Genomic DNA, 15,014 nt, shown 5'->3' on the forward strand with positions numbered 1-15,014 from the left:
TTTATTGCCTGACACGCCGCTTTCGCGAGCAAGCCCGCTCCCACATTTTGTTTGCATTCCAATTCCGAATTCGCCATTTATTTGGCGTCAAAAATAATTCTTCAGATTCCCTAACATTTATTTCACTCGACATTCGTCAATTTTTTTCGTAGTGGCACCACTTTTTTAAAACAGTAGTGGCACAAAACTATTTACCCCTCGCAACTCCCCGCAACTACTGGCCTAAATAGCAAGTGCTATCAGAATAGTACTAGTGCCATCTTTCCTAATATTTCAAGAAATTTCCGGAAACAGGATGAGTGGACAGGAACTATGTCCTAAAGCACCGCTCATACCACCGGTAACGATTATCTCTGAAGATGTAAGAGATGACTTACGTGGCGACCAAGGGAAGTAGCAAAGTTGTCATATAACTTTGACTCAATGGTCAAATCATCAACTGATTAGTTGAAGGCGGACGCAAAGGTTTCACTACTTTCTCCGACAAGGCCAAGGCTGAGCTCACCTGTATGGGTCAGTGAGACAACCCAAGCCGTTGATATATAAGGGCTCAAAGCCCCTGTCAACGCCTTGCGGCACTGGCGCCAGGCCCTTCCCCAGGAAGGCTGGCTGCATTTCAGGGCAAGCCCCAACAATAAGGCCAAGTTGCGCACAACTTGAGTGCATTAGTTAGTCACTCGACTTTTAGTATGCCTGCACTGGATATACCGACGTTTATTCGTCGCACTTCCCAGTGCCTGGGTGACGCTTCAAAACATGAACTCCGGCCATCTAGTGGCACGATTAACAATGAGGTAAATGCGATGCGCATCAGCATATTTGGTTTGGGTTACGTCGGCGCGGTATGTGCCGGTTGCCTGTCTGCACGGGGCCATGAGGTCGTTGGCGTAGACATCTCCAAGGAAAAGATCGACCTGATCAACGCGGGTAAATCCCCCATCGTTGAACCGGGTCTGGGCGAGCTGTTAAGCCAGGGCGTTCAAACCGGCCGACTGCGCGGCACCACCAATTTCGCCGAGGCAATCCGTGATACCGACCTGTCGATGATTTGCGTCGGCACGCCGAGCAAGAAGAACGGCGACCTGGAACTCAACTACATCGAATCGGTGTGCCGCGAGATCGGTTTTGTCCTGCGTGACAAGACCTCCCGTCACACCATCGTGGTCCGCAGCACCGTGCTGCCAGGTACCGTGGCCAATGTGGTGATTCCGATTCTCGAAGACTGCTCGGGCAAGAAAGCCGGCGTCGACTTCGGCGTCGCCGTAAACCCTGAGTTCCTGCGTGAAAGCACCGCCATCGCCGACTACGACCTGCCGCCGATGACCGTCATCGGTGAATTCGACACCGCTTCCGGCGATGTTCTGCAGTCGCTGTACGAAGAACTCGACGCGCCGATCATCCGCAAGGACATCGCCGTCGCCGAGATGATCAAGTACACCTGCAACGTCTGGCATGCGACCAAAGTGACCTTCGCCAACGAGATCGGCAACATCGCCAAGGCGGTGGGTGTCGACGGTCGCGAAGTGATGGAAGTGGTCTGCCAGGACAAGACCCTCAACCTGTCCCAGTACTACATGCGCCCGGGCTTTGCCTTCGGCGGTTCCTGCCTGCCCAAGGACGTGCGCGCCCTGACGTACCGCGCCGGCTCCCTCGACGTGGATGCGCCGCTGCTCAACTCGCTGATGCGCAGCAACGAGTCCCAGGTGCAAAACGCTTTCGACATCGTTTCCAGCCACGACAAACGCAAAGTCGCCCTGCTGGGCCTGAGCTTCAAGGCCGGCACCGATGACCTGCGCGAAAGCCCGCTGGTGGAACTGGCAGAGATGCTGATCGGCAAGGGTTTCGACCTGAGCATCTACGACAGCAACGTCGAATACGCTCGCGTGCACGGCGCCAACAAGGACTACATCGAAGGCAAGATCCCTCACGTGTCGTCCCTGCTCAACTCGGACTTCGACGAAGTGATCAACAACTCCGACGTGATCATCCTGGGCAACCGCGATGAGAAGTTCCGTGCCCTGGCGCACAACGCACCCCACGGCAAGCAAGTGGTCGACCTGGTGGGCTTCATGTCCAAGGCCACCAGCGTGAGCGGCCGTACCGAAGGCATTTGCTGGTAACAGCAACGGCAAGTTTCAAGCGGCAAGCGTCCTGATCCCCGGCGCTTGCTGCTTGAAGCCTCCTTCACCTGCGGAATGACGCCTATGTCCAAGTTAAAACACGTACTCCTCCAATCTGCCGGCTGGCTGTTTTTCCTGAGCCTGCTGATGGGACTCGCCCTGCTGTTGCCGGCGAGTACGTTCGACTCAGAGTCGAAGAATTTTATTTTCCTGATTGGCGCCGTCGGTATCTGGCGCTACTCGATGGGTGCTACGCATTTCTTTCGCGGCATGCTGTTCCTGTACGTGGTCTACCCGCACCTGCGGCGCAAAGTGCGCAAGCTGGGCAAGGCGGCAGACCCGTCCCACGTATTCCTGATGGTTACCAGCTTTCGGATCGACGCGCTGACCACGGCCCAGGTCTACAGCTCGGTGATCCGCGAGGCCATCGAATGTGGCTTCCCTACCACCGTGGTCTGCTCCCTGGTGGAAATGTCCGATGAGCTGCTGGTCAAGAGCCTGTGGGCCAGGATGAACCCGCCCGACCACGTCAAGCTGGACTTCGTGCGCATCGCCGGTACCGGCAAGCGTGACGGCCTGGCCTTCGGTTTTCGCGCCATCTCCCGCCACCTACCGGACAACCGCGCCGTAGTGGCCGTGATCGATGGCGACACCGTGCTCGCCGAGGGCGTAGTGCGCAAGACCGTGCCGTGGTTCCAGCTGTTCGGCAATGTCGGCGGCCTGACCACCAACGAGTTCTGCGAAGTGCGCGGCGGCTACATCATGAGCGAGTGGCACAAGCTGCGCTTCGCCCAGCGCCACATCAACATGTGCTCCATGGCCCTGTCCAAACGCGTGCTGACCATGACCGGCCGCATGTCGGTATTCCGCGCCAACGTGGTCACCGACCCGGGCTTCATTGCCGATGTGGAAAGCGACTCGCTGCAACACTGGCGCCTGGGCCGCTTCAAGTTTTTGACCGGTGACGACAAGTCCAGCTGGTTCAGCCTGATGCGCCTGGGCTACGACACTTTCTACGTACCGGACGCCGCGATCCACACCGTGGAACACCCGCCGGAAAAGAGCTTTATCAAGGCCAGCCGCAAACTGATGTTCCGCTGGTACGGCAACAACCTGCGCCAGAACTCACGTGCCCTGGGCCTGGGTATGCGTCGCCTGGGCCTGTTCACCAGCATCGTGCTGTTTGATCAACGCGTGTCGATGTGGACCTCTCTGCTGGGGCTGACCGTGGCGATCATCGCCACCTTCAAATACGGCGGCGCGTTCATCCTCGCCTACCTGCTGTGGATCGGCATCACCCGCCTGATTCTGACCCTGCTGCTGTCGTGCTCCGGCCACAAGATCGGCCCGGCTTACCCGGTGATTCTCTATTACAACCAGATCATGGGCGCGCTGGTGAAGATCTACGTGTTCTTCCGCCTTGATCAACAGTCCTGGACCCGCCAGGACACCAAACTGACCCGCGATTTGGCCAGCTTTCAACGTTGGTTCAACACCTGGTCGTCTCGGACCATGACCTTCTCCGCCGGCAGCATTTTCGTCGCCGTGTTGCTGATGATGGTTTGACCCTGCCAAGCCTGAATTAACTAGGAACTAAACACCATGAATAGCCCAGTAAACGCCAACGTTGTCCACGAATCCGAAGCCCAGCGCCAACACGCCCGGGTCAAAATCCCGGCCAAGCTGCGCTTCTTCGGCGCCGATCAAACACCGATGGAAGTGCGGGTGATCGACCTGTCCGCCGGCGGCCTGGCCTTCAACGCCCCGCAGCAGCCGCTGAAAGTCGGCGATGTGCACAAGGGTCGCTTGCAGTTCGTGATCGACAACCTGGGCCTGGCGATGGACGTCGAGCTGCAGATTCGCTCCTACGACCGCCAGACCGGCCGCACCGGTTGCCAGTTCCAGAACCTCGATGCACAAGACATCTCCACCCTGCGCCACCTGATCACCTCGCACCTGGCCGGTGACATCGTGACCATGGGTGACGTGCTGGCAACCCTGCAACGCGACAACTTCACCAAGGCGCGCAAGGTCAAGGACGGCGGCAGCAACATGAGCGTCGGTGGCCGCCTGCGGGCGGTGACTTTCAGCCTCGGGATCTTCGTGGTGGGCCTGGCGGCATTCGGCTTCGTGGTCAAATCGGTGTACGGCATGTACTTCGTCAGCCACGCCACCTCCGGCCTGGTGAGCGTGCCCGGGATGAACGTGACCATGCCCCGCGATGGCACCGTGCAAAGCCTGATCAAAGGCGATGCGGTCGCCGCCAAAGGCGCGCCATTGGCAACCTTCAGCACCAGCATGCTCGACGTACTCAAGGGCCATCTGGACGAAGACCAGCTGCAACCGGCCAAGGTCGAAGAGCTGTTCGGCAAGCAAATGACCGGCACCCTCACCTCCCCGTGCGACTGCGTCGTGGCCCAGCAACTGGTCGCCGACGGTCAGTACGCCAGCAAGGGCGACGTGATCTTCCAACTGGTGCCACGCGGCAGCCAGGCCAACGTTGATGCGCGCTTCTCCTATCGCCAGTTTGCCGACGTTCGCCCGGGCACCCGCGTGAACTTCCAGGTAGCGGATGAAGAGCAGGTACGCACCGGCACCATCGTCAGCAGCACCAGCCTGAACAGCAGCGAAATGTCCTCCGACATCCGCGTGCAGATCAAACCCGACGCCCCGCTGGACAGCACCTACGCCGGTCGCCCGGTTGAAGTGACCAGCGATCGCGGCCCGTCCCTGAACTGGCTGATCGACAAAGCCATGGCCAACGGTCTGTAAGCAGAGGACATGCCTGTGATGACTCTCTCAAAAACACCGCAATCCCTGTGGGAGCGGGCTTGCTCGCGAAAGCAGTGTGTCAGCCAACACATGCATCAACTGACAGGGCCCCTTCGCGAGCAAGCCCGCTCCCACATGGGAACTGCGGCGTTGCTGGCTGTTGCGGTCAGCCTCGCCGGTTGCGCCGGCCTGCCCGACCAACGCCTGGCCAATGAAGCGCTGAAACGTGGCGACACCGTCACTGCCCAGCAGAACTACCAGCAGCTCGCGGATTTGGGCTACAGCGAGGCCCAAGTGGGCCTGGCGGATATCCAGGTCGGCACCCGCGACCCCGAGCAAATCAAGCAGGCCGAAGCGACGTACCGCGCGGCCGCCGATACATCGCCCCGTGCCCAGGCACGCCTGGGCCGCCTGCTGGTGGCCAAGCCCGGCGCGACCGAAGCCGAACACCATGAAGCCGAAGGCCTGCTGAAAAGAGCCTTTGCCAATGGCGAAGGCAACACCCTGATCCCGCTGGCAATGCTCTACCTGCAATACCCGCACAGTTTCCCGAACATCAACGCCCAGCAGCAGATCAGCAAATGGCGCGCCTCGGGTTACCCGGAAGCCGGTCTCGCCCAGGTGCTGCTGTATCGCACCCAGGACACCTACGACCAGCACCTGGATGAAGTGGAAAGCATCTGCAAGGCGGCGCTGAACACCACCGATATCTGCTACGTCGAGCTGGCCACGGTCTACCAGAAAAAAGCCGAGCCGGAAAAACAGGCCGACCTGCTCAAGCAGATGGAAGCCGGCTACAGCCGCGGCACCGTCACCGCCCAACGGGTCGACAGCGTGGCTCGTGTACTGGGTGATGCAAGCCTGGGCAAGACCGACGAAAAAACCGCCCAGGCCCTGCTGGAAAAAATCGCCCCCGGCTACCCGGCCTCCTGGGTCAGCCTGGCGCAACTGCTCTACGACTTCCCGGAACTGGGCGACGTCGACCAGATGATGAAGTACCTCGACAACGGCCGCGCCGCCGACCAGCCCCGCGCCGAACTGTTGCTGGGCAAGCTCTACTACGAAGGCAAGTGGGTTCCGGCTGACGCCAAGGCCGCCGAAGAGCACTTCCAGAAAGCCGTCGGCCGCGAAGTCGCCGCCGACTACTACCTCGGCCAGATCTACCGCCGTGGCTACCTGGGCAAGGTCTATTCGCAAAAGGCCCTGGACCATCTGTTGACCGCTGCGCGCAACGGCCAGAACAGCGCCGACTTCGCGATTGCCCAGCTGTTTTCCCAAGGCAAGGGCACCAAGCCCGACCCGCTTAACGCCTATGTCTTCAGCCAGTTGGCCAAGGCCCAGGACACGCCGGAAGCCAACGACCTGGCGACCCAGCTCGAAGCGCCGCTGCCCCCGGAACAACGCGCCGAAGGCCAACGCCTGGTGCAACAGGAGCTGGCCGTGCGCGGCACCCTGGCCCAAAGCACGCTGCAATTGCACGCCCTGCAAGAAGAAGACGGCGAGGAATCCCTATGAAGCTCAACCCATTCGTCAAGGCCGGTATCGGCCTGACCTTCGCCCTGCTGTGGTCGTGCCCGACCCTGGCGGCGCTGACCGAAGCCAAGAACTTCGGCCTGGAAGTCAAAGTCACCGGCCAGTCCGAAGATGACCGCGACCTGGGCACCCAGAAAGGCGGCGACGTCAACGGCATCGGCCTTGACCTGCGCCCGTGGATCTACGGTGAAAGCGGTAACTGGAGCGCCTACGCCATGGGCCAGGCCGTGACCTCCAGCGACATCATCGAGACCGACACCCTGCAACAGTCCTCGGATGATGCCACTCAACAGACCAGCAATGACGACCGCAAGAGCAAGAAGAACTACCTGGCGATGCGCGAGTTCTGGGTCGCCTATGGCGGCTTCACGCCCTACCCCGGCGAGATCCTCAAGCTCGGTCGCCAACGCCTGCGCAATGACGACGGCCAATGGCGCGACACCAATATCGAAGCGCTGAACTGGACCTTCGACACCACCTTGCTCAAGGCCAATGTCGGCGTCGCCGAGCGCTTCAGCGAATACCGCACCGACCTCAAGGAACTGTCGCCCAAGGACAAGGACCGTCAGCACCTGTACGCCGACGCCGCCTATCAGTGGACGCCAGGCCAGTGGATCGGCCTGCGCGCGCACCACACCCATGATGACGGCAAGCTCGACTACCCGGAACCGGGCGTGGCCACCGACTCGCTGGACAAGCGCGAGAACGGCGACCTGACCTGGCTCGGCATCGAAGCCAACAGCGACGCCTACAACTGGCGCAACACCAACACCGTCAACTACTGGGCGAGCGTCACCGGCATGCAGGGCGACCGCGACACGGTCAACGCCTTGAACGCCGACGGCACCCGCCCCACCAACGCCAAGCGCAGCGATGACGTGAATGGCTGGGCCACCGATTTGGGTGTACGCCTGCGTCTCGACCCGCAGTGGCAAGTGGGCGCCGCCTACTCCCGCGCCAGTGCCGAATACGAGCAGAACGGCCTGCAAAGCAACCGTTCGAACTGGACCGGTACCCAGTCCCGCGTCCACCGCTTCGGCGAAGCGTTTCGCGGCGAGATGAACAACATGCAGTCCATGAGCCTGTTCGGGTCCTGGCAGCTGCGCGAGGACTATGACGCAAGCCTTGTGTACCACAAGTTCTGGCGCGTCGACGGCAACAAGCCGGTGGGCAGCAACGGCATCGATGCCGTGCAGAACAACACCGATGACGTGACCGGCGCGATCCTGTCCAGCACGTCCCTGCCGCTTGAAGACGGCAAGAAAGATCTCGGCCAGGAGATGGACCTGGTGGTCACCAAGTACTTCAAGAAAGGCCTGCTGCCGGCCGGGCTCAGCCAGTCGATCGACGAGCCGTCGGCCCTGGTGCGCTTCCGTGCAGGCGTGTTCAAGCCGGGCGACGCCTATGGCAGCCAGGTCGACTCGTACATGCATCGCGCCTTTGTCGACGTGATCTGGAAGTTCTGATGGGAGCCTGCGCAATGAAGTCTCAAAGCCTGCTCGTCGCGGCCATGCTGCTGGCCAGCGCCTCGGCCTTCGCCGACAAAGCGCCGACCATCGCCAAAGAGCTGCAACAGGCCAAGACCTACACCATCTCCAGCCCGCCGACCGAGCCGCTGGAGATGGCCAAGCCTGCGCTGCCGGACGTGTCCGGCTACACCGCGGCCAATATCGCGAAAAAGATCGTGCGTACCAAGCCAGGCAAAATCAGCATCCGCCGGATGATGCAGGAAGACGCCCTGAAGGACTTCATCGGCGGCGACAACAAGATGGCCGAATGGGTAGTGCGCCAGCACGGCATTCCCCAGGCGATCTTTGTCGACGACGGCTACATGAACCTCAAGGACCTGCTGAAGAAAGTGCCCAAGCAGTACTTCAGCGAAACCTCGCCGGGGGTGTTCCTGGCCAAGTTGCCGATCGTGGTGGGCCGTAAAGGCATCCTCGAAATCGACAAGCAGACTCAAGAGCTGCGCCTGTCCCAGGAAGCCGGTTCGTTCCTGATCAACGACGGCCAGCTGTTCGTACGTGACACCAGAATCACCGGCTGGCGCGAGAAGACCAACGGCCCGGCGACCTTCCAGTCGCCCAAGGAATTCCGCCCGTTCCTGCTGGCCTGGGGCGGCACCGAGACCTACATCGCCAACAGCAAGATGGCCAGTTTCGGCTACGCCAACAGTAAGTCGTATGGCGTGAGTATTTCCCAGTACACGCCGAACATGGCCAAGGTGCTCAAGCGCCCCGAGCCGACGGGCTGGATCGTCGACTCCGAGTTCTCGGACATGTGGTACGGCTTCTACTGCTACGAAACCACCGGCTTTGTGCTCAAGGGCAATACCTACAAAGACAACATCGTCTACGGCATTGACCCCCACGACCGTTCACACGGCCTGATCATCACCGACAACACCGTCTACGGCACGAAGAAGAAGCACGGCATCATCATTTCCCGGGAAGTGAACGACAGCTTCATCTTCAACAACCGCAGCTTCGACAACAAGCTCTCGGGCCTGGTGATCGACCGTAACAGCGTCAACAACCTGATCGCCGACAACGAGATCTACCGCAACCACACCGACGGCATCACCCTCTATGAGAGCGGCGATAACCTGCTGTGGGGCAACAAGGTGATCAGCAACCGTCGCCACGGCATCCGCGTGCGTAACAGCGTGAACATTCGCCTGTACGAGAACATTGCCATGGCCAACGGGCTGACCGGCGTGTACGGCCACATCAAGGATTTGACCGACACCGACCGCGACATCGCCCTCGACCCGTTCGACACCAAGGTCTCGCTGATCGTGGTCGGCGGTGAACTGGCCGCCAACGGCAGCGGGCCGCTGTCCATCGACTCGCCGCTGAGCGTCGAGCTGTACCGCGTATCGATGCTTGCGCCGACCAAATCCAGTGGCATCAGCTTCTCGGGCGTTCTTGGCGATCGCCAGGAAGAGATCCTCGACTTGCTGGTACGCCAGAAGAAAGCCGTGCTGATCGACCCTGTCGAACGCCAGACCGAAATGCAGGACTGAGGATGACCTTTATGCACCCACACATGATCAAACTGCTCAGCCTTTCGGGTTTGACCCTCGGCCTGCTCGCGGCCAGCCAGGGCGTGCGCGCCGACGAAATCAAGGCGCCAACCTTCACCGCCGAACCGTGCTGCAGCCTGTGCCCGGCCGCCCACGACGCGAAGAACTACACCACGCGCTACCAGCAGAACTTCACCACCCTGGTGCAAGCCCAGGGCGACTGGCTGTTCCGGACCCAGGAAGACCTGCGCACCGAATTCGACACCAGCCCCGCCGGCTACAAACGCATGCAGCAGCTGCACGATGCGTTCAAGAGCAAGGGCGTGGAACTGGTGGTGGTCTACCAGCCGACCCGTGGCTTGGTGAACCGCAACAAGCTCAACCCTGAAGAGAAAGCCAGGTTCGATTTCGACAAGGCCCTGGGCAATTACAAGACCATGCTCGGGCGCTTCGCCAAGATGGGCTACGTCGTACCGGACCTGTCGCCGCTGACCAACGAGCAACTGCCGGATGAATTGCCGGCCCACGATTTCTACTTCCGCGGCGACCAACACTGGACGCCATACGGCGCCCAGCGCACCGCCAAAATCGTCGGCGCGAAAGTGCGGGCGATGCCTGAATTTGCCGGCATCCCGCAGCGTGAATTCGAGACCAAACGTTCCGGGCGCATGGGCAAGACCGGCACCCTGCACAACATGGCCGGGCAACTGTGCGGCACCAGCTACGCGATCCAGTACATGGACCAGTTCACCACCGAGCCCAAGGGCGAGGCGGCAGACGGCGACCTGTTCGGTGATTCCGGCAACCCGCAGATCACCCTCGTGGGTACCAGCCACAGTGGCAAGAACTACAATTTCGCCGGCTTCCTGGAACAGGAAATCGGTGCCGACATCCTCAACGTCGCCTTCCCCGGTGGTGGCCTGGAAGGCTCGATGATCCAGTACCTGGGCAGCGAAGAATTCCAGAAGACCCCGCCGAAGATCCTGATCTGGGAATTCTCGCCGCTGTATCGCCTGGACCAGGAGACCATCTACCGCCAGATGATGTCGCTGCTGGACAACGGCTGTGAAGGCAAGACCGCCCAGATGAGCGCCAGCACCACGCTGAAACCCGGCAAGAACGAATTGCTGGTGAACAGTTCGAACAAAGACCTGCGCAACAGCAGTCACCAGGTCGACATCCGCTTCGCCGACCCATCGGTGAAAACCCTGCAAGCCACCCTCTGGTACATGAACGGGCGCCACGAGGACATCAAGATCGAGAAACCCGAAACATCCGATACAGACGGGCGTTTCGCCTTTGAACTGCGCACCGATGAAGACTGGGCCACGCAAAACCTGCTGGCCGTGGAAGTGCAGGGCCCTGAAGCGGGCCAGGCCGCGCAGAAAGTCGAAGCGAAAATTTGCACACGCAACGTATTCCCCGCCGGTGGTCAACAGACTGCTTCAACGGGGCAATGAGGTTACTTATGCAGAAGTTATTGATTCCAACGCTGCTGGGCCTGGCGATGTTTGCCGGCCAAGTCAACGCCGCCGCACCACTGCGTCCGCCCCAGGGTTATTTCGCCCCGGTGGAAGCATTCAAGACCGGCGACTTCAAGAATGACTGCGACGCCATGCCGGCGCCGTACACCGGCTCGCTGCAATTTCGCAGCAAGTACGAAGGTTCGGACAAGGCTCGTTCCACCCTGAATGTGCAGTCCGAAAAAGCCTTTCGCGACAGCACCGCCGACATCACCAGGCTGGAAAAAGACACCAGCAAGCGCGTGATGCAATTCATGCGCGACGGCCGTCCGGAGCAGTTGGAATGCACGCTGAACTGGCTCACCAGCTGGGCCAAGGCCGATGCATTGATGTCCAAGGACTTCAACCACACCGGCAAGTCCATGCGCAAATGGGCACTGGGCAGCATGGCGTCGGCCTATGTGCGCCTGAAGTTCTCCGACTCTCATCCGCTGGCCAACCACCAGCAGGAGTCGCAGTTGATCGAAGCCTGGTTCAGCAAAATGGCCGACCAAGTGGTGAGCGACTGGGACAACCTGCCGCTGGATAAAACCAACAACCACTCCTACTGGGCTGCCTGGTCGGTGATGGCGACCTCCGTCGCCGTGAACCGCCGCGACCTGTTTGACTGGGCCGTGAAGGAATACAAGGTCGGCGCCAACCAGGTGGATGCCCAAGGCTTCCTGCCGAACGAATTGAAGCGTCAGCAACGGGCCCTGTCGTACCACAACTACGCCCTGCCGCCGCTGGCGATGATCGCCAGTTTTGCCCTGGTGAACGGTGTGGACCTGCGCCAGGAAAACAACGGCGCATTGAAACGCCTGGGTGACAAGGTGCTGGCCGGGGTGAAAGACCCGGAGATCTTCGAGCAGAAGAACGGCAAGGAACAGGACATGAAGGACCTCAAGGAAGACATGAAATTTGCCTGGCTTGAGCCCTTCTGCACCCTCTACACCTGCGCCCCGGATGTGATCGAGCGCAAGCACGGGATGCAGCCGTTCAAGACGTTCCGCCTGGGGGGTGACCTGACCAAGGTCTACGACCCGGCGCATGAGAAAGGCAACAAAGGCAGCTGACGAAACGCACTTCAAATGTGAGAGCGGGCTTGCTCGCGAAGGCGGTGTATCAGTCGCCCTCTGTGTTGAATGACACACCGCATTCGCGAGCAAGCCCGCTCCCACATTTTGAGCCGGTTTCGTCAGTGGGAATGTAATACCGCCCCTCTCCGTTTTCGGTGGGGGGTTTGGGGGGGCCGTTGGCCCTTGACTGTTGGTTAAACATGGAGAGATCGGGATGGTTTTCTCGTCCAATGTGTTCCTGTTCCTGTTCTTGCCGATCTTCCTCGGCTTGTACTACCTGAGCGGGCAACGCTATCGCAATCTGCTGCTGCTGGTTGCCAGTTATGTGTTCTACGCCTGGTGGCGAGTGGACTTCCTGGCGCTGTTCGCCGCCGTGACGCTGTGGAACTACTGGATCGGCCTCAAGGTCGGTGCGGCAGGCGTGCGCACCAAGCCCGCCCAGCGCTGGCTGCTGCTGGGCGTGGCGGTCGATCTGTGCATCCTCGGCTACTTCAAGTACGCCAACTTCGGTGTCGACAGCATCAACCTGATGATGAAGTCGGCCGGCCTTGAGCCTTTCATCCTGACCCACGTGCTGTTGCCGATCGGGATCTCGTTCTACATCTTCGAGTCCATCAGCTACATCATCGACGTGTACCGCGGCGACACCCCGGCCACCCGCAACCTGATCGACTTTGCGGCGTTCGTGGCGATCTTCCCGCATCTGATTGCCGGCCCGGTGTTGCGCTTTCGCGACCTGGCCGACCAGTTCAACAACCGCACCCACACCCTCGATAAATTCTCCGAGGGCTGCACGCGGTTCATGCAGGGTTTCATCAAGAAGGTGTTTATCGCCGACACCCTGGCGGTGGTCGCCGATCATTGCTTCGCCCTGCAAAACCCCACCACCGGCGATGCCTGGCTCGGCGCACTGGCGTACACCGCGCAGCTGTACTTCGACTTCTCCGGCTACAGCGACATGGCCATCGGCCTGGGCTTGATGATGGGTTTTCGCTTCATGGAAAACTTCAAGCAGCCGTACATCAGCCAGTCGATCACCGAGTTCTGGCGGCGCTGGCATATCAGCCTGTCCACCTGGCTGCGTGACTACCTGTACATCACCCTGGGCGGCAACCGTAAAGGCACGCTGACCACCTACCGCAACCTGTTCCTGACCATGCTCCTCGGTGGCCTGTGGCACGGTGCGAACATCACCTACATCGTGTGGGGCGCCTGGCACGGCATGTGGCTGGCGATTGAAAAAGCCATCGGCCTCAACACCGCACCGCGCAGTTTCAACGTTGTGCGCTGGGCCTTCACCTTCCTGCTGGTGGTGATGGGCTGGGTGATCTTCCGCTCGGAAAACCTGCACGTCGCCGGCCGTATGTACGGCGCGATGTTCAGCTTCGGCGAGTGGTCGCTGTCGGAACTCAACCGCGCCAGCCTCACCGGCCTGCAAGTGGCAACCCTGGTGGTGGCGTACGCAACCCTGGCGTTCTTCGGCCTGCGGGACTTCTACAGCAACCGCCCACCGGAAAAAACCAAGCCTGCGGTGAACACCCAGGCCGATGGCCCGGCGACTGCGCAACCGGGCTTGATCAAGGCCGTACCGGGCGACAACCCGGGCAGCATCCATGAGCCCGGCTACACCGTGGGCACCGAGGCCACCGTGCAACCGGCCTACTGGAGCGCCACCTGGCCACGCTACGCCATGCGCGCCGCAGTACTGCTGCTGTTCGTGGCGTCGATTCTCAAACTTTCGGCGCAGAGCTTCTCGCCGTTCCTTTACTTCCAGTTCTGAGGGAGCCGACCATGACCCGTTCATTACGCGTCCTCTACATCGCCTTGTTCCTCGCCGTGCTGCTGGCGTTGGGCGCCTGGTCGATGCGCAGTTTCTTCGGCTTCAGCACCAACGCCGACGCCACCGTGCTCAACGGCCGCTGGACAAAGGCCGTCGAGACCCACTACGACGACCAGTTCCCGATCAAGCGCCTGGGCACCAACCTCTGGGCAGCGCTGGACTACAAGCTGTTCAACGAAGGCCGCCCTGGCGTGGTGATTGGCCGCGACCACTGGTTGTACAGCGACGAGGAATTCAACCCGATCGTCAACGAAGACCAGAACCTGCAAGGCAACTACGCCTTGGTGGAAGGCGTGCGCCAGAAGCTCAAGGCCCAGGGTATCCAACTGGTGATGGCGATCGTGCCAGCCAAGGTGCGGCTGTACCCGGAACACCTGGGTGAAGTGCAGCCGGCGAGCATCCGCGCCGGTCTGTACCAGGACTTCCATGCCCGCATGGCCGCCGACAAGATCGTCGCCCCTGACCTGATGGGTCCGCTGCAACAGGCCAAGCTGCACGGCCAGCAAGTGTTCCTGCGCACCGACACCCACTGGACCCCGGACGGCGCTGAAGTGGCGGCCAAAGAATTGGCCAAGACAATTGCCAACAAAACGCCCCTGAGCGGCGAGCCTCAACGCTTTGTCACCGAAGCCGAGAAGACCGAGCCACACAAGGGCGACCTGCGCCTGTTCCTGCCGCTGGACCCGCTGTTCGAAAACCTGATGCCGCCCAAGGAGCCACTGCAAAAACGCGTGACGCACCTGGCTGAAACCAAAGGCGACGATGCGCTGTTCACCGACAGTGAAACCCCGGTGGCACTGGTGGGCACCAGCTACAGCGCCAACCCGAACTGGAACTTTGTCGGCGCGCTGAAGCAAGCCCTGGGCAGCGACGTCATCAACTACTCCGAAGACGGCCACGGCCCGATCCTGCCGATGCTCAGCTACCTGAAAAGCGACGACTTCAAGAACAGCCCGCCACAGGTGCTGATCTGGGAGTTTCCCGAGCGTTATCTGCCTGTGAACAACGAAATCGGCGATGCCGACCCGCAGTGGGTTGCGCAGCTCAAACAAGCCGGTATGCGCCAACAGAACATGGCTATCAACACCCCCACCGTTAAAAACATGAACTCCGAGACGCCCGACCGGGCGCAAAACTGAAAGA

General features: G+C 60.6%; 10 protein-coding genes. All 10 read left to right on the top strand.

Annotation, left to right across the window (positions count from 1 at the left end):
- The first annotated feature begins 803 nt into the window (after positions 1-803).
- Entirely contained in the window at positions 804-2,120 is a 1,317-nt protein-coding gene (locus ACW9I6_RS01905) for a nucleotide sugar dehydrogenase (protein WP_003216295.1), read from the top strand.
- A gap of 84 nt (positions 2,121-2,204) precedes the next feature.
- Positions 2,205-3,686, top strand: coding sequence for a mannuronan synthase (gene alg8, locus ACW9I6_RS01910; RefSeq protein ID WP_003216294.1), 1,482 nt, complete (start codon positions 2,205-2,207; stop codon positions 3,684-3,686).
- A gap of 36 nt (positions 3,687-3,722) precedes the next feature.
- Complete coding sequence (locus ACW9I6_RS01915; protein ID WP_003216292.1) at positions 3,723-4,892, top strand: alginate biosynthesis protein Alg44; 1,170 nt, start codon at positions 3,723-3,725, stop codon at positions 4,890-4,892.
- 90 nt (positions 4,893-4,982) lie between these two features.
- Positions 4,983-6,407: an alginate biosynthesis TPR repeat lipoprotein AlgK gene (gene algK, locus ACW9I6_RS01920; RefSeq protein WP_457338788.1), complete on the top strand. Its 1,425-nt coding sequence runs from the start codon at positions 4,983-4,985 to the stop codon at positions 6,405-6,407.
- Positions 6,404-7,891, top strand: a complete 1,488-nt coding sequence (locus ACW9I6_RS01925) for an alginate export family protein (RefSeq protein ID WP_177027775.1) — start codon at positions 6,404-6,406, stop codon at positions 7,889-7,891. Before algK ends, ACW9I6_RS01925 begins: the two co-directional genes overlap by 4 nt.
- The gene (algG, locus tag ACW9I6_RS01930; RefSeq protein WP_043225844.1) at positions 7,891-9,450 is read left to right on the top strand and encodes a mannuronan 5-epimerase AlgG; all 1,560 of its coding nucleotides are present in this window, start codon (positions 7,891-7,893) and stop codon (positions 9,448-9,450) included. Before ACW9I6_RS01925 ends, algG begins: the two co-directional genes overlap by 1 nt.
- 11 nt (positions 9,451-9,461) lie before the next feature.
- Positions 9,462-10,910 (top strand): alginate O-acetyltransferase, encoded by a 1,449-nt coding sequence (locus ACW9I6_RS01935; RefSeq protein WP_076014451.1) that lies wholly within the window; start codon positions 9,462-9,464, stop codon positions 10,908-10,910.
- Between the two features lie 8 nt (positions 10,911-10,918).
- A complete protein-coding gene (locus ACW9I6_RS01940) occupies positions 10,919-12,028 on the top strand; it encodes a mannuronate-specific alginate lyase (RefSeq protein ID WP_457338789.1) in 1,110 nt (369 codons plus the stop codon).
- 217 nt (positions 12,029-12,245) lie between these two features.
- Positions 12,246-13,811 carry an MBOAT family O-acyltransferase gene (locus tag ACW9I6_RS01945; protein WP_008434176.1) on the top strand — a complete coding sequence of 522 codons (1,566 nt, stop codon included), beginning with the start codon at positions 12,246-12,248 and terminating at the stop codon, positions 13,809-13,811.
- 11 nt (positions 13,812-13,822) lie between these two features.
- Positions 13,823-15,010 carry an alginate O-acetyltransferase gene (locus ACW9I6_RS01950; RefSeq protein ID WP_177008751.1) on the top strand — a complete coding sequence of 396 codons (1,188 nt, stop codon included), beginning with the start codon at positions 13,823-13,825 and terminating at the stop codon, positions 15,008-15,010.
- Positions 15,011-15,014 lie beyond the last annotated feature (4 nt).

It is taken from the genome of Pseudomonas sp. SDO5522_S412, from assembly GCF_054071215.1.